Source organism: Amycolatopsis sp. WAC 01376 (genome assembly GCF_003947415.1).
Lineage (GTDB): Bacteria > Actinomycetota > Actinomycetes > Mycobacteriales > Pseudonocardiaceae > Amycolatopsis.
The window spans coordinates 1,596,502-1,612,991 of record NZ_QHKL01000001.1 but is presented as its reverse complement, the minus strand read 5'-3'; the positions used below and the strand labels follow the sequence as shown (position 1 = coordinate 1,612,991).

Genomic DNA, 16,490 nt, shown 5'->3' with positions numbered 1-16,490 from the left:
CGCGGGGCCGGTGTCGCTTCTGCGTAGGCGTTCTCCTGGTAGTGAGGGCCTCCTTGCCTACTCTGACGGTAGTGAAGGAGGCTTTCGCTACTTTCAGATGTGATCTCTGGTGACCCCACCACTCACGAGACGCAGGGATGAGCGGGCGACTCCTTGAGCGTTTCCGATGGCCCGGCGCCGAACTCTCATGTCGTGAAGGGCACCTTTGAGACCTTCATCGTCTCAAAGGTGCCCTTCACGACATTCCCACGACCGCCGCGGGTACCTAAACCCCACTAATTGCGGCGGTGTCGGTCCAGGTACGCGGCGTAGACCGGCGCCGTCCTCGCCTCGGCCCAGTACGCTTCAACCACCGCCGAGATCAGCTCCGCCCGCCGTCCCGCCACGAAAGTCTCCTTGTTCCAAGCGAGAATATGCCTGCGCGGCAACACATCCCCGCGCAGCGGCCGGGTCACCAGCCCTTGGTTCCGCGGATCGCAGATCGGCTGCGAGAGCCCGATCGCGCCGGACCGGACCACCAGCAACGCCACCTGCTGCGAAGTCACCTGATGGGCGACCGACGGGCTGAACCCGTGCCGCGCGCAGGTCTCCACGAAGTACCGCGTGAACGTGGCCGCCGAGGAATCGGACACCATCACCCACGCTTCGTCCCGCAGCGCACGCAGGTCGATGGTCTCCTCGCACGCCAGCGGATGGTCTTCCGGCAGCAGCACGAAGGTCGGCTCGGTCACCACGATCTCGGTGTCCACGTTCGCGGGGATTTCGAGCTCGTAGCCCGGATAGTCCTTGACCAGTCCCAATTCCGCACGCCGCTGAGCCAGCAAGGGCAGTAGCCGCTCGGGATGGTCGTCGTGCACGACCTGCACTTCGGAGACCTCCGGCCACAACCTGGTCACCAGCGAAGGCAGATGCGCCACCAGCGCGCTCGCCACCGCCGCCACCCGGACGACGCCGGGCGGGCCGCTGGGGCAGACGCGCTGCTCGATGTCTTCGAGCAGTTTGTCCAGCTGTGGCAGCAAAGCGGCGGTGCGGCGCAACAGCAGTTCGCCCATCGGCGTCGGTGTCACACTGCCTTCGCGCCGCTCGAACAGCTGATAGCCCAGCATGTTCTCCAACCGTTTGAGTTGCGCGGAAACCGCGGGCTGGGTGACGCCGAGAGCGATCGCGGCACGGGAAAGGCTGCCCGTGTCCGCGATCGCCCTGATCACCCGCAGGTGGTGGACATCCAGTTGTACGACGTCGAACTCCTTTGTCACGAACGGGTTTTCGACCCGTCGAAAGAAGTCATGGCCGGGGAAAGCACCGCGGCCGCGGTCCGTCTGCCGAGCAGAATATACAGCAGAAAAGCACCCGAAACGGAATTCACGGTGGGAATTCCCCACGGCAGCCAGATGCCCACCGCGGCCCCGGCCACCCAGCAGATCAGCCCGCCGGGAACCCACGACGGACAGGTCGAAGGCAGTTCCCCGGACGCGCGGGTGGCGTCCAGTTCCGGTTTCCAGCGCCGGACCACGTAGTACTCGGCGATCACCACCCCCGCCACCGGCGGCGTGAGCACGCCGACCCAGGTCAGGAAGGCGGTGAAATGGTCGAGGATGCCGATCGCGGAGAGCACCGTGCCGAGCCCGCCGAGCAGCAGGGTCGCGGTCGTGCGGTTCAGCCGCCGGGACAGCAGCACCTGGACGGCGTTCACCAGCCCGAGCGAGGACGAGTAGAGGTTCCAGTCGTTGATCTTCAGGATCGCGGTGACCAGGATCAGCGTGCCGAGCACCCCCGAAGACGAGGTGATGATGCCGACCACGTCGGCGCTTTTCGCCGCGTGCGCGAGCAGCACCCCGATCAGGCCGATCAGGTACTGGCCGAGGGTGACGCTGACCAGCGTCTGCTTCACCACGTCGGAGGCGGTCCGGTTGAACCGGGTCATGTCCGGGGTCATGATCGCACCCATGATGAACGCGCCCGCCACCAGCGTGGTGCCCTGCGCCAGCGACATCGACGGCCCCGGCGGCGGCCCGGACATCAGCGCGGGCAGCGAATGGTCGTCGAGGGCGCTGATGATCGAAAACCCCGCCAGCGCGAGGAAAGCGGGCACCGTCAGATACGCCGTCCAGGCCATCGCGTGGAAGCCGAACACGACGATCGCGGTCACCAGCGCGCCGCCGGCGAGCGCCCACACCCACACCGGCGGGCCGCCCATCAACGCGTGGAGGCCGTGGGCGAACACGTCGTTCTGCACGCCGAACCAGCCCGCGAGGCTCACCGTCATCAGCAGCCCGACCAGCGAAGACCCGCCGGTGCCGAAGCCGGCCCAGCGCGCGAGCACCGACGTCGAAAGTCCTTCCCGGGTGCCCGCGACGCCCATCAGTATGGTGATGATCTCCAGCAGGACCGAACCGATCGTGATGGCCAGCACCGCGTCCCAGAACGTCATGCCGAAGCCGAGCACCGCGCCGAGCAGGAACTGGTGGAACGAGGACACCTGCCCGAATCGTTGCAAGGCGACGGAAATCCAGGAGTAGCGGCGTTCGGCTGGCACCCGGCGCAGGGAGAAGTCGTCGTGTTCCACGGTCACTCCACCCGTTCCGGGACGGCCTGCTCCAGCACGACGAAGCCCTGACCTGGCAGTGGCCGCCAGGAGAGTTCGCCGCGGTAGAGCCGTTCGAGGAACGGGATCCGCTGGTGATAGGCGAACACGGAACTGCCGACCCCGGCGACGGCGACGGTGCCGACGAACATCGGCAACTCGGCCAGGAAATACCGGACGGCGCTGCGCAGCTGGTCAGGCGTGGGGTGTTCGCCTTCGGGCAGCCGCCGGTCCAGCACCCAGCCCGTGGCACCGAGGCACTGCCGGGCGAACTCCGGATCGGTGGCGAACCGCCGGTGCGCCTCGGAAAGCAGGCCCAGATACGCGGGGTCGGTTTCGAGCACGGCGGTGTCCAGGATCAGGGTCTGCGGATCCGACGGGCAGACCTGCTGCAACGCGCGGACGATCTTGTTGCGCGTGTAATTGCCTTGCCGTTGCGCCTTCTGCGCGGCGCGCACCGGGTCGTAGCCGAGCGCTTCGAGGGTGAACGCGGACGGCCCGTCCGGGACGAAGAAATGAAAACGCCGAAAGGCCGACATGGCCCAGCGGGCGAGATCGGCGATACGGTCCACGGTGAAATAGCTGTTGAACGGGCTGACGCCGAGGCAAACGTGCTCGGCCCGCGCCAGCGGATCGGCGCAATGCTCGGTGAGCGGCAGTGGTCGCGGCAAGACGGCTCCTGAATCGCGGGATATGCGGGAGAAGAGGCGTCGACCGAACGTAGCCATCGCTCGATGGCACGGGTATTGCCACCGAATGTTGTCATCGGATTATGAGAAATCGCCGCTCTCGACTTTCGGAGGTGCCGGGCGCGAACGGGGCGCGGTATACGAAGTCATGGAGATTCAGGTTCGGCATCTTCGCGTGATCTGTGAGATCGCTTCCCACGGCAGCCTGAACCGTGCCGCCGCCGGACTGGGGCTCGGGCAGCCCGCGCTCAGCCACCAGTTGCGCCGGATCGAGCGGATGGTCGGCGGCCCGCTGTTCCACCGCGACCAGCATGGGGTGCGGCCCACCGAACTCGGCGCCCTGATCCTGCGCCGGGCGCGGGCGATCGTGCTCACCTTCGACGAACTGGAGCACGACTTCCACCGTCGGGAACCCGAGACCGGCGAATCGATCAGGATCGGCTGGAACGACAGCGCCATCACGGGTTCGCTGCTCGGCGGACTGCGCGATCTGCGGCCGGGCGAACCGTTCCGCACCCGCGCGGACACCTCGCGCACCCGGTTGCTCGCGCAGGTCGCGAACCGGGGCATCGACCTCGCGCTGATCATGATCTGCGGCAGGCGCGGCCTCCCCGTGCCGCCGGAGGTGCGGACCATGACCCTGGTCGAGGAGCCGTCGTTCGTCGCGCTCCCCGCCGAACACCCGCTCGCCGGCGAAGAGGAGATCGAACTCGCCGAACTGGCCGGGGAGGACTGGATCGTGTCGAGCGGCGGCGACGGCTGCCGCGTGGTGTTCCGCGAAATGTGTCTCGCGCACGGTTTCGACCCGCGGATCACCCACGACGTCGACATCGACACCGCACGGGAAGACCTGGTCAGCGGTGGGTACGGCGTCGGGCTGGTCCAGCCGACCCGGCCACCGGCGGACGGCCTGGCCATCCGGCCGCTGGCCGGCGCGCCGATGTGCGTGCGGCATGTGCTCGCCTGGCGGGCGGACGGCCCGTGCGCGCCCGGCGTCCCGGAACTCGCCACCGAGGCGACGGCCGGATATTGGCGGCTCGCCGAGCGGACCGCGCCGTATCGCACCTGGCTGCACCGCCACGGCAGGCTGGCCGCCGGATAACCCTTCGGCATGCCGATGCGGCACTAGAGCGCGTCCCGGCGGCCGTCCGACGATGGGAATCGTCAATCACGGCCTGCTGAAAAGGGGCACCATGCTGCCGTTGATCACTCGTACGGAACTGCTCTCCGGAATGGAGACCGGATCGGTGATCGTGGTCGACACGATGCCGGTCGCCTATTTCGAAAAGGAGCATCTTCCCGAAGCTCGCAACATTCCGGGGTTCCCGTACGAACAGGCGGCCGAATTCACCGACCGCCTGGCACCGGCGGTGCTCCCGGACAAGACCGCCGCGATCGTCGTCTATTGCGCGAACACGCCGTGCCGCAACAGTGAATTCGTCGGACGGCGCCTGCTGGAACTCGGGTACACGAACGTCCGCAAGTACCGCGAAGGCATCGAAGACTGGGTCTCGAACGGTTTGCCGACCGCGTCTTCGTCCTGAGTGGACTCCTCACAGCCAAGGAGATCGTCTTGTCCAAGCTCAAACGATTCGTCTGCGTGCTGGCCGGCGTGCTGGCGCTCATCACCGGCTTCGGCAACGGCGTGGCTTCCGCCGCGCCGACCGCCGAGAACGTGATGACGGTGACTTCGGCCAATTACGCCGAGGTCATGAACATTTCGCGGCAGAAGCTGGTCATCATGGACTTCGGCGCCACCTGGTGCCCGCCGTGCCGCCAGATGAAGCCGGTGATCGAACGGCTCGCCGGTGAATACGGCGGCCGGTTCCTGCTGGGCGAGGTCGACGTCGACCAGAGCCGTGACCTGTCCACCCGGTACAACATCCGCTACCTCCCGACGCTGGTCGGTGTCCGCAACGCCGCCGAACTGCCGTCGTCGCGGAACATCGGCTACCCGGGCGAAGCGCGGTTGCGCGCCTGGATCGACGCTCAGCTCGCGAAGGGCTGACCGATGACGTCGGAGAGAAACGCTTCGACGGCACCGAGGTAGGTCTCCGGCGCTTCGTCGTGCACCACGTGCCCGGCGCCTTGGACGACGATATGCCGTCCGAGGCCGCCGGGCACGCGGGCGGCCAGCTCGGCCTGCTGGCCGTGCGGCATCGCGGTCCGTTCGCCTTCGATCGCGAGCAGCGGGCATTTCACGCGTTCGACGAAGTCCCAGAAATCGCGCCGCCCCCATTCCGCCGCGATCTCGTACAGGTCCGAGAGGGACGCGATCAGGTGGTAGCCGTCTTCACGTTCCTCGACGCATTCGATGAAGTAGTCGCCGGTGTCGCCGAAGAACTCGCGCACGTGGGCCAGCGACCGGAACGGGACCGGCCACGAGTCGAAGTACCCACGCCAGGTGTCCACGGTCCGGCCGCGCTGATCCGGCGCGAAATCCTCGCAGACCACGGCGCGGACGAGATCGGGATGGAGCGCCGCGGTGACCCAGGCGTGCAGGCCGCCCATCGAATGCCCGATCAGGACCGCGGGCTCGTCGAAGGTCCGCAGCACCGCGGCGACGTCGTCGGCGAACCGCTCGGTGCGCCATGGCCCGCCGCGCGGCCCGCGTCCGTGACCACGCGCGTCGAGGCCGTGGACACGCCCGTACGGTTCGAGCCTTCGCGCGACCCGCCACCACGTCGTCGCCCTGCCCATGAGCCCGTGCAGCAGGACGATCGGCGGCCCGTCGCCGCCGAAAGTGATCAACCCGTCGCGCTGGATCACCACTAAGCTCCCCTCCATGCGCAGCCGTGTCCCCGCCGCCGGCCTGGTCCTGGGGCTGGTCTGCGCCCTGATTATCGGCTGTACCGCCGATCCTCCGCCCGCCACGCCCCCACCGCCGCCGCCGATGAACCCGGCTCCCGGCGCTTCGGGCGCGGGCGACCCGTACTACCCGATGGACGGCAACGGCGGTTACGACGCGGCCGAATACCAGGTCGGGATCACTTACGACCCCGCGAAAGGGCGTCTCGACGGCGACACCACGGTGATCGCGAAAGCGACCCAAGACCTCAATCGGTACAACTTGGACTTACGCGGCTTGACGGTCCAATCCGTTGAAGTGGAGGGGAAACCGGCGAAGTTCGCCCGCGAGGGCGAATTCGAACTGGTGGTGACGCCCGCCGAGCCGATCCGGAACGGCACCACCTTCCGCACGAAAATCCTCTACGGCGGCGACCCGTCGGCGACCCCCAAGGCCGGCGGCAGCGAGAACGGCTGGCAGAAGTCGAAGGACGGCGGCGCGTTCATCGTCGGCGAGCCGCATTCGGCGTCGTTCTGGTATCCCGTCAACGAAACCCCGCGCGACAAGGCGATGTTCACCCTCACCGCACGGGTACCGGACGGCTGGACCGTCATCTCGAACGGACGCGAGATCCAGAAGACCTCGGCGAACGGCTGGAGCACGACGTCCTGGCAGGAACGCACACCCGTGGCGGCCTACCTGACCACGGTGGCGATCGACAAGTTCACCGTCGACCGGATGGCACTACCGGACGGGACACCGGTGGTCAACGCGTACGCGCCGGGCGCCGAAGACCGGCGCGACACCGGCAGGCGGCTGCCGGAGATCATCGGCTTCCTGAGCTCGAAGTTCGGGCCGTACCCGGTGGACGCGGCGGGCGGCATCTATCTCGACGAGGACATCCATTTCTCGCTGGAGACCCAGACCAGGCCCACCTACGCGAAGTGGGCCGACCTGATCACCGTGGTGCACGAAACCGCACACCAGTGGTTCGGCGACTCGGTGACGCTGAACTCGTGGTCCGACATCTGTCTCAACGAATGCCTCGCCTCGTACGCGCAATGGCTGTGGCAGGAGTCGCGGGACAACGAGAACCTGGACGACCGCTATCGCGCCGCGCTCGAGATCATGGGCGGCAGCAAGGACTTCTGGGCGTCGAAACTGGTCGACATGGGGGCAGGGCAGGAGTTCCACGGCGTCTACGACAAGGGGATCCTCGCCATCCACGCGCTGCGGCGGAAGATCGGCGAAGGAGCGTTCGCGCGGCTGCTGAAGGAGTGGCCGGCGGCGTACCGCAACGCCAACGCGTCCTGGGCGGATTTCGAGGCGTTCACGATCAAGCTTTCGGAGCAGGACCTGCGGCCGTTCTTCGACGCCTGGTTCCACGGCACGACGATCCCGCCGGACGCCGAGCTGCTGCCGGGCACCCTGCGAGGCTGACGCCACGCATTTAGTCCTCTGAATGCGTCAGGCACCGGGGTAGTCCGGCAGGTCGATGCCGTTCACCACGTCCCGCATCTTCCGCGAAGCCAGCGCGGCGAACGGCTTGAGCCGCATCACCCGCATCGCCACGTAGCGCATCCGCAACGCCGTCCGGGACTTCGCGAAGATCGACTCCGCGTTGGCCCGTCCCATTTCCTGTGTCTTCTCGACGAACTCGCGCATGACCGCTTCGTAGCGTTTGAGCCCGGTGTCGAGGCCGGAGGCGAGTTCCCCGGCGAGGACGTACGCGCCGACGAACGCCAGGCTCGTGCCCTGCCCGGAGAGCGGCGAGGGGCAGAACGCGGCGTCGCCCAGCAGCCCGATCCGGCCGCGCGACCAGGAATCCATGACCGCCTGGGCGCACGAGTCGAAGTAGAAGTCGGGAGCCTCGTCCATCTGCTCCAGCAGCCAGGGCGCTTCCCACTCCATTCCGGCCGCGAACTCGCGCACCAGCGCCTTCTGCGCCTCGACGTCGCGATAGTCGTAATCCACCTTCTCCGACGCGAACCCGAAGTAGGCCATCGCCTCGTCGCCGTCGCGGATGCCGCGGATCCCGGCGGACCGGCCGACGTCGTCGTAGCCGATCGCCCAGTTCCGCAGGCCGAGCCGGTTCGGCACGGAGAAGAACGCCAGGTACGAGCCCAGATGCCGGACGAACCGGGACTCCTCGCCGAAGGCCAGTGCCCGCACTCCCGAATGCAGCCCGTCGGCCCCGATGACCAGGTCGAACGTCCTCCGCGACCCACCGGCGAAGGTGACGTCGACGCCGTCGTCCTGCTCGTCCAGCGCGGTGATCCGGTCACCGAAGACGTACTCCGTCTTCTCCTTGGTGGCCTCGTACAGGACTTCGGTCAGGTCGCCGCGCAGGATCTCGATCTCGGCGATGACGCCGTCACCGTCGAAGTCGTCGGCGCGGAGGGTCGCCTTCGTGCGGTTCTTCCCGTCGACGAGCGTCTCGCCCTTCGTGTCCGTGCACGCCGCGCGGACGCGTTCGTCCAGGCCCATCCGGCGGACGACCTCTTTGGCCGGTCCGCGCAGGTCGACGGCCTGGCCGCCGGGGCGCAGCGTCGGCGCACGCTCCACGACGGTCACCGAGAAGCCGTACCGGGTGAGCCAGAAGGCCAATGCCGGGCCGGCGACACTCGCCCCGGAGATGAGGATCTTGGTGTCAGCCATCCCTGGGAAGGTCCCACGCATCACATCGCGGCGCAAAAGAGTTTCGTCGTAGGCTGGCGGCATGGCTGTCGTGAAGATCAACGCGATCGAGGTACCCGAAGGCGCAGGCCCCGAGCTGGAGAAGCGGTTCGCCGCACGGCTGCACGCCGTCGACAACCAGCCGGGCTTCCTCGGCTTCGAACTGCTCCGCCCGGTCTCCGGCGAGTCGCGCTACTTCGTCTACACCAAGTGGGAGTCCGAAGAGGCTTACCAGGCATGGGCGTCCGGCCCGGCGCGTGAGGCGCACGCGGGTGAGCGCGCGAAGCCGGTCTCCAGCGGTGCGAATCTGCTGGAATTCGAGGTCGTCCAGGCTTCGAAGCCGGGTGAGTGAGCTCGAACGAGCCGCGGAACTGATCGACGGCGCCGGCGCGCTGCTCGTCTGCGCCGGTGCCGGGATGGGGGTCGACTCCGGCCTGCCCGATTTCCGGGGTGACGAGGGTTTCTGGACGGCGTATCCGCCGTACGAGCGGCTGGGCATCAGCTTCGTCGAGCTCGCCGACCCTCGGCATTTCGCCGAAGATCCCGAGCTGGCCTGGGGTTTCTACGGGCACCGGCTCGCGCTGTACCGCGCCACCGTCCCGCACGACGGCTTCGGCCTCCTGCTGTCCTGGGGAGCGGGCAAACCCGGCGGCGCGCGCGCCTTCACGTCCAATGTGGACGGACAGTTTCAGAAGGCGGGCTACCCGCACGTCGCCGAAGCGCACGGGTCCATCCACCACTTGCAGTGTCTTGCCAAATGCACCGGTGAGATCTGGCCCGCCGACGACCTCGACGTCCCGATCGACGAAGACACGATGCGCGCGCTGACGCCGTTGCCGTCCTGCCCGCGCTGCGGCGGCCTTGCCCGGCCCAACATCCTGATGTTCGGCGACTACGACTGGCTCGGCAGGCGCAGCCAGGCCCAGCTCGACGAACTGACCGCGTGGCGTCGCGCGCATCGCGATCTCGTGGTGGTGGAACTCGGCGCCGGACAGGCCGTGCCGACGGTGCGGCGCTATTCGGAACTGGCCAGCGCCGCGACCGGTGCCCTGGTCCGGATCAACCCGCGCGAGCCGCAGGTCCGGCACGGTCGCGGCGTCTCGCTCGCGAGCAACGGCCTCGAAACGCTCAGGGCTCTGGACGCGCTGCTCGGCTCGTAAGACTCAAGGACGGTTAGGGCCAAGGGTTTCTTAGGTACCTACGTAGTTCGGGCTGCGGTTGGTGCCAGGCCCGGTCCGTGAAGGCCCCCTTCCCTCGGCTCAGCCGAGGAAACTCGACCTTCACACCTTGCCGAGGTACCTGGTACCTAGCCACTCACGAGCCTCAAGGCAGCACGACCTCCGCGTAAACCGCGTTGTGATCGCTACCGGGCGTCTCCAGCACCTTGAAGTCCGCGATGGCCGTCCGCTTGTCCGCCAGTACGTGGTCGATCGGCACCGGCGGCACCATCCCGTTCGTCCAGGTGCCCTGCAACGCCTTCCCCAGCTGATCGGCCGCGTCCACGTATCCCCTGGTCAGCAGCTCGCGGAAGAGCGAGTGGTCGAAGCTGGCGTTGAAGTCGCCCGCCAGGATCCGGATGTCGTGCTCGGCGTCGGCATACGGCAGGTCCTTGGCCTCGTCGACCCACGCGTGCCTGTCCCACATCGGCGCCGACGGATGGACCGCGACGACCTCGATCCGCACGCCGCCGCCGAGGTCCACGCTCGCGCTGGGCTGCTTGTCGTCCGAATCGCCGCTCAGTTTCAGCGGCGTGAGCGGGTACTTCGACACGAGCCCGGAGCCGTACGCCCACTCGGCCGGGTGCAGCACGTGGTACGGCAGCAGGTCGAAGAGCCCGGCCCGTTCGAGCCCGGTGATCGACTCGGGCGTCATCTCGGTCAGGCTGAGGACGTCGACCTGGTGTTCCTTCACGTAGCCGACGATCACGGCCGGATCCGCCTGGCCGCCGAGCAGGTTCGACGCCAGTACGCGGACGTGCTTCCCGCCGAGCGCTTTCTGCTCGTTCGCGAACGCGCGAGGCAGCACCATCGACGCGATCGTGCAGGTCAGCGCCAGTGCGACGACCGCGGTCCACCAGCGGCGAAGTCCCAGCGCGAGGACGCCGAGCACCAGCGTCGCGATGCCGGCGTACGGCGTCAGCGCGAGCGCCGCGATCGTGTAGGTGTTGCCGTCGTAGCCCACCAGCCGCAGTGCCGTCAGCACCGCGAACGGCACGATCGCCGCGATGAGCAGCCCACCGGCCAGCTTCCGCCCGGTACCCCGGCGCGCCGGTCGGACCACCCGTTCTTCGATCACCATGACGTCGAGTATGCCGATCACCGGCGTCGTGGCGGCGGTCTCCACAACACCTCCACAACCTCCTCACGCCGCGTCTACCAGCGCGTATCAGCTCCTGTCAGGTCCTGCCAGCGCTTTGTGCGCGCTCTGCCAGGCCAGGCGTGCACCTTTGTCCACGGGGCGAGATCCACAGGAGGAAACGATGACTCACGCGATCAGGGCCGAGGGCCTGGTCAAACACTATGGGGAGACGAAGGCGCTCGACGGGGTCGATCTGGAGGTCCCGGCCGGCAAGGTGGTCGGGGTGCTGGGGCCGAACGGCGCGGGGAAGACGACCGCCGTCCGGATCCTGGCCACCTTGATCCGGCCGGACCGCGGCCACGCGAGCGTCTTCGGCTACGACGTCGTCAAGAACCCGATGGCGGTCCGGAGCATGATCGGGCTGACCGGGCAGTACGCGTCGGTCGACGAGGACCTTTCCGGTACGGAGAACCTCGTGCTGATCGGCAGGCTGCTGGAGTTCTCGAGGGCGGACGCGAAGAAGCGCGCGGCCGAGCTGCTGGAGCGGTTCGAGCTGACCGGCGCCGCCGGGCGTGCGATCAAGACCTACTCGGGCGGGATGCGGCGGCGGCTCGACCTCGCCGCGAGCCTGGTCGGCCGTCCCAAGGTGCTGTACCTGGACGAGCCGACCACCGGGCTCGACCCGCACGCCCGCAACGAGGTCTGGGCGGTGGTCCGGACGCTGGTCGCGGACGGCACGACGGTGCTGCTCACCACGCAGTACCTGGAGGAGGCCGATCAGCTGGCCGACACGATCACCGTGTTCGACCACGGGAAGGTCGTGGCGAACGGGCGGGCCGACGACCTCAAGCGGCGGACCGGCGGCCAGACGCTGCAGGTCCGGCCGAGCGCGCTCGCCGACCTCGACGCCGTCGAGCGCATCCTGGCCGGGCTCACCGGGACCCGGCCGAACCGGGACGACGACACCGGGCTGCTCACCGCGCCCGTCGCCGACCCCGTCCTGCTGTCCACCTTGGTCCGCAAGCTGGACGAAGCCGGGATCACCGCGGACGAGCTGGCGCTGCGGCTGCCCAGCCTCGACGAGGTGTTCCTCGCGCTGACCGGCAAGAAGACCGACGAGTCCACAAAGGACACGACTCCGGAAGGGAGCCTGGTATGACGACCATCGCGATGCCCGCACCACCACGGCATGTTTCACCGTCGAGCAGCGTGCGGCACGGGCTTTCCCTTGCCTGGCGCGGGGTCCTGAAGATCCGTAAGAACCCGGAACAGCTGGCCGACGTCACCATCGCGCCGATCATCTTCCTGGTCATGTTCGTCTACCTGTTCGGTGGCGCGATCATGGGCAGTACGGAGAGCTACCTCCAGAACGTCGTGCCCGGCATCATGGTGTTCAACATCCTGCAGGCCAGCATGACCGTCGGCGTCCAGCTGAACACCGACGTCACCAAGGGCGTGTTCGACCGGTTCCGGGCCATGCCGATCGCCCGGTCCGCGCCGCTGATCGGCGCCGTACTGGCCGACATCGTGCGGTACCTGGTGTGCCTGGTCGTGCTGATGGTCGTCGCGACGATCATGGGTTACCGGATCCAGACCGGACCGGCCGAGTTCGCGCTGGCGATCGTGCTCGTCATCGCGTTCGCGCTGGCGTTCTGCTGGGCTTCGGTGTTCGTCGGGATGCTGGTGAAGAGCCCCGGCGCGGTGCAGGGCCTGATGTTCGTGGTGCTGATGCCGCTGACCTTCGGCAGCAACGTGTTCGTGGGGACGAGCACCATGCCCGGCTGGCTGAAGGCGTGGGCCGACATCAGTCCGGTGACGCAGATGTCCGACGTGCTGCGCGGGCTGATGAACGGCGGTCCGATCGCCGGTCCGCTGACCGGGGCGCTGATCTGGATGGCGGCCGCGATCGCGGTCTTCTTCCCGCTCGCCACGTGGGCTTACCGGAAGCGCGTCTGACGGGGGTCAGGGGGTTAGGGCCAAGGGTGTCTTAGGTACCTATGTGGGCTCCGGCTGCGGTTGCTCTCAGGCTCGAGTCCGTGAAGGACTTCCAGTCAGACGCTTGCGTGAGTGGTCACGGTCCGTGGGGATGTCGTGAAGGGCCCCTTTGAGACGTTGAAGGTCTCAAAGGGGCCCTTCACGACATAAGAGCTCGACGCCGGACCGCCGGAAGCACTGAACGAGCCGCCCACTCATCCTCGCGTCTCGTGAGTGGTGAGGACTGCTAGAACCCGAAACGCCACTCACGACCCCACTTCGGCGGTGATCCAGGAGACCAGGTCCGGACGCGACAGGCCGGCGTCCTGCACGAGCAGCTCTTCGTAGCGCTCCTCGCCGAAATGCTCGCGAAGGTCGTCGATGAGCTGCCGGATCCCGGGTTCCCCGAGGTCCTGCCTGCCGCGCAGCAGTTTCGCCGCGCCGAGCAGCCGGACAGCCGCCTCAGGCCGCCCCTGCCGGAACCGGATCAGCCCGCAGACCTCGACGATCCGCGCGAGGTCGGGCATGTCGCCGCGTTCCGCGGTGGACTTCACGACGATCGCGGCACCGCGTCCGGCGCCGTCCAGATCTCCGGCGGCCAGCGCGATCTCCGTGTCGATGTATCCGCCGTACTCATCACCGAACATGCCCGGCATCGGCACCGTCGCCATCAGTTCCCGGAACCGGACGCCGACCGCGCGTGCCTCGTCGACGCGTCCGGCGCGGCAGAGCAGATCGGCCTTCCCCACCAGCACCATCACCGCGAGCTGGTCGTTGCCCGTGTCGATCGCGTAGCGCTCCGCGTCGCGCATCTCGCGCATCGCCGTGTCGAGGTCACCGGCCCGCGCGTACTCCGTCGCGAGCCGCCAGCGCTGCTGGATCACGTCGTCCTGGGACCCCAGTTCGAGTGCGAGGTCGAGGCCCCGCCGGTACAGCGCGAGCGCGGCGTCGTGATCGCCCGACATCGAGATGTCGCTCGCCTTCATGCCAACGGCCATCGCGGTGCCCCAGCGGTCGCCCACGGCCGTGAACCCTTCGTAGGCCCTGTCCCTTGCCCTGTCCGCGCCCTCGGGGTCGCCGTCGTCGGCGAGGATGAAGCTGTACGCCCACGACCCCGCCGACCTGGCCCACGGGTCCGGGCTCGCCAGCGCCCTCTCGACCTCGCGATGCGCGAGTTCCTTGTTCTGGCTGAAGAAGGCCAGCATCGGCAGGCCGATGGCCAGCCCGGCGAACCGGGTGTACGCGTTCGTCCGCACGCAGTCTTCGATGAGTTCCCGCACGGCTTCGCGGTCGCCGGCTCCCGGCACCATCGAGGTGATCTCACCCATCGCCCGGAACGCGGCGGCGAAGTCCTCCTCCAGCCGGTCGCCGAAACCGAGCACTTCGGCGACGAAGGACTCGACCCGGTCGCTGTCGCCCTTGACCAGCCAGTACCAGAAGGTGTTGCCGAACAGGCGCGTCGCCATTTCCGCGTCGCCCGCGTCGATGGCCTGGCGAAGCGCTGTCACGATGTTGCCGTGTTCCGCGTCGTAGCGGGAGATGGCGACGAGCTGATCCGCGGTCCGCAGCATCGGCTCCAGCCGCTCGGCGAGCTGGGCGTAGTAACGGTGATAAGCCTTCGTGAGCTGTGCTCGCTCTTCGGCCTCGTCGAGCCGTTCCGCCGCGTACGCCCGGATGGTCTCCAGCATGCGGTACCGCGGCTCGCCGTGATCGCCGGTCATCGCGTCCACAATGGACTTCTCGACGAGCGAACCGAGGACGTACAGGACGTCTTCGGCGGCCAGGCCGTCTCCGGCGCAGACCCCTTCGACGGCTTCGACCTCGGCACCCGCCCCGAAGACCGAAAGCCGCCTGGCGAGCACGCGCTCGGCGTCGTCGAGCAGATCCCAGCTCCACTCGACGACGGCACGCAGCGTGCGCTGCCTCGGCAACGCCGTCCGGCTGCCCGAGGTCAACAGGCGGAACCGGTCGTCGAGACGCTGCGAAATCTGCGCGACGGTCATCGACCGCAGCCGCGCGGCGGCCAGTTCCAGTGCCAGCGGCATGCCGTCGAGCCGACGGCAGATCTGCGCGACGGCGTCCACAGTGGACTCGTCGAGGAGGAAGTCCGGGCGCACGGCCACCGCCCTGTCGACGAACAGCCGGATCGCGCCCGCCTCGGCCGCCTTCGGGACGGTCGGCGTCCCCTCCGGAACGGACAGCGGGCCGAGCGGGCACAGCGTCTCGCCGTCGATGGCCAGCGCCTCGCGGCTCGTCGCGAGGATACGCAGCGTCGGCACGCGCCGCAGCAGGGTGTTCGCCAGCTCCGCGGCCGCGTCGACCAGATGCTCGCAGTTGTCCAGCACCAGCACCGACTCGCCGGCGCCGAGTGTCTCCACGACCCTGGCCAGCGCGTCCACCGGGCGCCGCATCGGATCGCCGCCGTGCGAAAGGCCGAGATCCCACAGCTCCAGCGCGGCGAAGACCGCGCCGGGCAGGTCGCCGGGGTCGCGGTCGACGGCGAGCGGCACGAACCAGACGCGTCCGCGCGCGTGCGCCGGATGCCGCGTCGCGACCTCGGTGGCCAGCCGCGTCTTCCCGGCGCCGCCGGACCCGACGAGCGTCACCAGCCGCGCACCCGCGAGGAGCTCCGCGACCAGCTTCAACTCGTCGTCACGGCCGACGAAACTGGTCAGCCGGACCGGAAGGTGGTCGGCGGCCGCGGGCGGCGGGCCGAGCTCACCGCGCAACGCGGCGAGATGGATCTCCTGGAGTTCGGCCGACGGGTCGACACCGAGCTGATCGGCCAGCGCCGCGCGGACCTCCTCGTAGACGGCGAGGGCGTCGGACTGCCGGTCCGCCGCGCACAACGCCCGGATCCACAGCCCGGCGAGCCGCTCACGCAGCGGATTCCGCGCGGCCGCCTCCTTCAGATCCGCCAGCACCCGGCCGTGCCCACCGAGCCGGATCTCCGCTTCGAAGCGATCTTCGGCGGCTTCGAGCCGCAGATCCTCCAGCCGGGTCGCCGGTGCCTGGGCGAAAGGGGCTTCGAGCACGTCGGACAGCGCTTGACCACGCCAGAAGCCGAGCGCTTCGGCGAGGACCGCGGCCGCACCCGCGTCCCGGCCCGCCGCCAGCTCCGCGCGGCCCTCCGCCGCCAGCCGTTCGAAGCGGAACACGTCGACGTCCTCGCGGGCGACGTCCAGCCGGTAGCCGCCAGGGCCGGAGTCGAGAGCGACACCATCGGCACGCAGGACCTTGCGCAACCGCGAAACCAGCGACTGCAACGCGTTCGCCGCGTCGGCCGGCGGTTCCGCGCCCCAGAGACCGTCGATGAGGGCGGTCGCCGGGACCGCGCGACCGGCGTCCAGCGCGAGCCTGGCCAGGAGCATGCGGAGGCGGGCACCGCCGATGTCGACCGGGGTGCCGTCACCGGCCTCCGCTCCGACCGGGCCCAGCAGCGTCACACGCACGACCCCAGCTTTCCAGAAGCCGCAACCAG

General features: G+C 68.6%; 15 protein-coding genes. 8 read left to right on the top strand and 7 right to left on the bottom strand.

Annotated elements, in window-relative coordinates; translation table 11 throughout:
• Positions 1–275 precede the first annotated feature (275 nt).
• Genes DMH03_RS07750 through DMH03_RS07740 form a run of 3 tightly spaced genes read right to left on the bottom strand, consistent with a single transcriptional unit; the run spans position 276 to position 3,255 of the window.
• The gene (locus DMH03_RS07750) at positions 276–1,256 is read right to left on the bottom strand and encodes a LysR family transcriptional regulator (protein ID WP_125791228.1); all 981 of its coding nucleotides are present in this window, start codon (positions 1,254–1,256) and stop codon (positions 276–278) included.
• On the bottom strand, positions 1,253–2,566 hold the full coding sequence (locus tag DMH03_RS07745; protein WP_125791227.1) for a cytosine permease: 1,314 nt from the start codon (positions 2,564–2,566) through the stop codon (positions 1,253–1,255). Before DMH03_RS07745 ends, DMH03_RS07750 begins: the two co-directional genes overlap by 4 nt.
• 2 nt (positions 2,567–2,568) lie before the next feature.
• Complete coding sequence (locus tag DMH03_RS07740) at positions 2,569–3,255, bottom strand: tRNA-dependent cyclodipeptide synthase (protein ID WP_125791226.1); 687 nt, start codon at positions 3,253–3,255, stop codon at positions 2,569–2,571.
• A gap of 166 nt (positions 3,256–3,421) precedes the next feature.
• On the opposite strand from DMH03_RS07740, the gene DMH03_RS07735 reads away from it, so the two are divergent.
• The 3 genes from DMH03_RS07735 (at position 3,422) to DMH03_RS07725 (ending at position 5,281) form a co-directional block, all read left to right on the top strand.
• Positions 3,422–4,375, top strand: a complete 954-nt coding sequence (locus DMH03_RS07735) for a LysR family transcriptional regulator (RefSeq protein WP_125791225.1) — start codon at positions 3,422–3,424, stop codon at positions 4,373–4,375.
• 91 nt (positions 4,376–4,466) lie between these two features.
• Positions 4,467–4,817, top strand: coding sequence for a rhodanese-like domain-containing protein (locus DMH03_RS07730; protein ID WP_125791596.1), 351 nt, complete (start codon positions 4,467–4,469; stop codon positions 4,815–4,817).
• A 29-nt stretch (positions 4,818–4,846) separates the two neighbouring features.
• Complete coding sequence (locus tag DMH03_RS07725; RefSeq protein WP_125791224.1) at positions 4,847–5,281, top strand: co-chaperone YbbN; 435 nt, start codon at positions 4,847–4,849, stop codon at positions 5,279–5,281.
• Here DMH03_RS07725 and DMH03_RS07720 read toward each other — a convergent pair.
• Entirely contained in the window at positions 5,263–6,060 is a 798-nt protein-coding gene (locus tag DMH03_RS07720) for an alpha/beta fold hydrolase (RefSeq protein WP_125791223.1), read from the bottom strand. The two genes, DMH03_RS07725 and DMH03_RS07720, sit on opposite strands and share 19 nt — an antisense overlap.
• On the opposite strand from DMH03_RS07720, the gene DMH03_RS07715 reads away from it, so the two are divergent.
• On the top strand, positions 6,059–7,501 hold the full coding sequence (locus DMH03_RS07715; protein WP_233598931.1) for a M1 family metallopeptidase: 1,443 nt from the start codon (positions 6,059–6,061) through the stop codon (positions 7,499–7,501). The genes DMH03_RS07720 and DMH03_RS07715 overlap by 2 nt on opposite strands.
• A gap of 27 nt (positions 7,502–7,528) precedes the next feature.
• Here DMH03_RS07715 and DMH03_RS07710 read toward each other — a convergent pair whose 3' ends face one another.
• Positions 7,529–8,719, bottom strand: coding sequence for an FAD-dependent monooxygenase (locus tag DMH03_RS07710; protein WP_233611314.1), 1,191 nt, complete (start codon positions 8,717–8,719; stop codon positions 7,529–7,531).
• Positions 8,720–8,780: 61 nt separating this feature from the next.
• Between DMH03_RS07710 and DMH03_RS07705 the strand changes: the two genes are divergently transcribed.
• Positions 8,781–9,089, top strand: a complete 309-nt coding sequence (locus DMH03_RS07705; RefSeq protein ID WP_005165349.1) for an antibiotic biosynthesis monooxygenase — start codon at positions 8,781–8,783, stop codon at positions 9,087–9,089.
• The gene (locus DMH03_RS07700) at positions 9,082–9,897 is read left to right on the top strand and encodes a Sir2 family NAD-dependent protein deacetylase (protein ID WP_125791221.1); all 816 of its coding nucleotides are present in this window, start codon (positions 9,082–9,084) and stop codon (positions 9,895–9,897) included. The genes DMH03_RS07705 and DMH03_RS07700 overlap by 8 nt, the downstream gene beginning before the upstream one ends.
• A gap of 163 nt (positions 9,898–10,060) precedes the next feature.
• Here DMH03_RS07700 and DMH03_RS07695 read toward each other — a convergent pair whose 3' ends face one another.
• Complete coding sequence (locus tag DMH03_RS07695) at positions 10,061–11,080, bottom strand: endonuclease/exonuclease/phosphatase family protein (RefSeq protein ID WP_125791220.1); 1,020 nt, start codon at positions 11,078–11,080, stop codon at positions 10,061–10,063.
• Positions 11,081–11,216: 136 nt separating this feature from the next.
• On the opposite strand from DMH03_RS07695, the gene DMH03_RS07690 reads away from it, so the two are divergent.
• Together DMH03_RS07690 and DMH03_RS07685 are read left to right on the top strand one after the other, a co-directional pair.
• On the top strand, positions 11,217–12,194 hold the full coding sequence (locus DMH03_RS07690; RefSeq protein WP_125791219.1) for an ATP-binding cassette domain-containing protein: 978 nt from the start codon (positions 11,217–11,219) through the stop codon (positions 12,192–12,194).
• Positions 12,191–12,991: an ABC transporter permease gene (locus DMH03_RS07685; protein ID WP_125791218.1), complete on the top strand. Its 801-nt coding sequence runs from the start codon at positions 12,191–12,193 to the stop codon at positions 12,989–12,991. Before DMH03_RS07690 ends, DMH03_RS07685 begins: the two co-directional genes overlap by 4 nt.
• Before the next feature lie 284 nt (positions 12,992–13,275).
• Here DMH03_RS07685 and DMH03_RS07680 read toward each other — a convergent pair whose 3' ends face one another.
• Positions 13,276–16,461, bottom strand: a complete 3,186-nt coding sequence (locus DMH03_RS07680; protein WP_125791217.1) for a BTAD domain-containing putative transcriptional regulator — start codon at positions 16,459–16,461, stop codon at positions 13,276–13,278.
• Between the last annotated feature and the right edge of the window lie 29 nt (positions 16,462–16,490).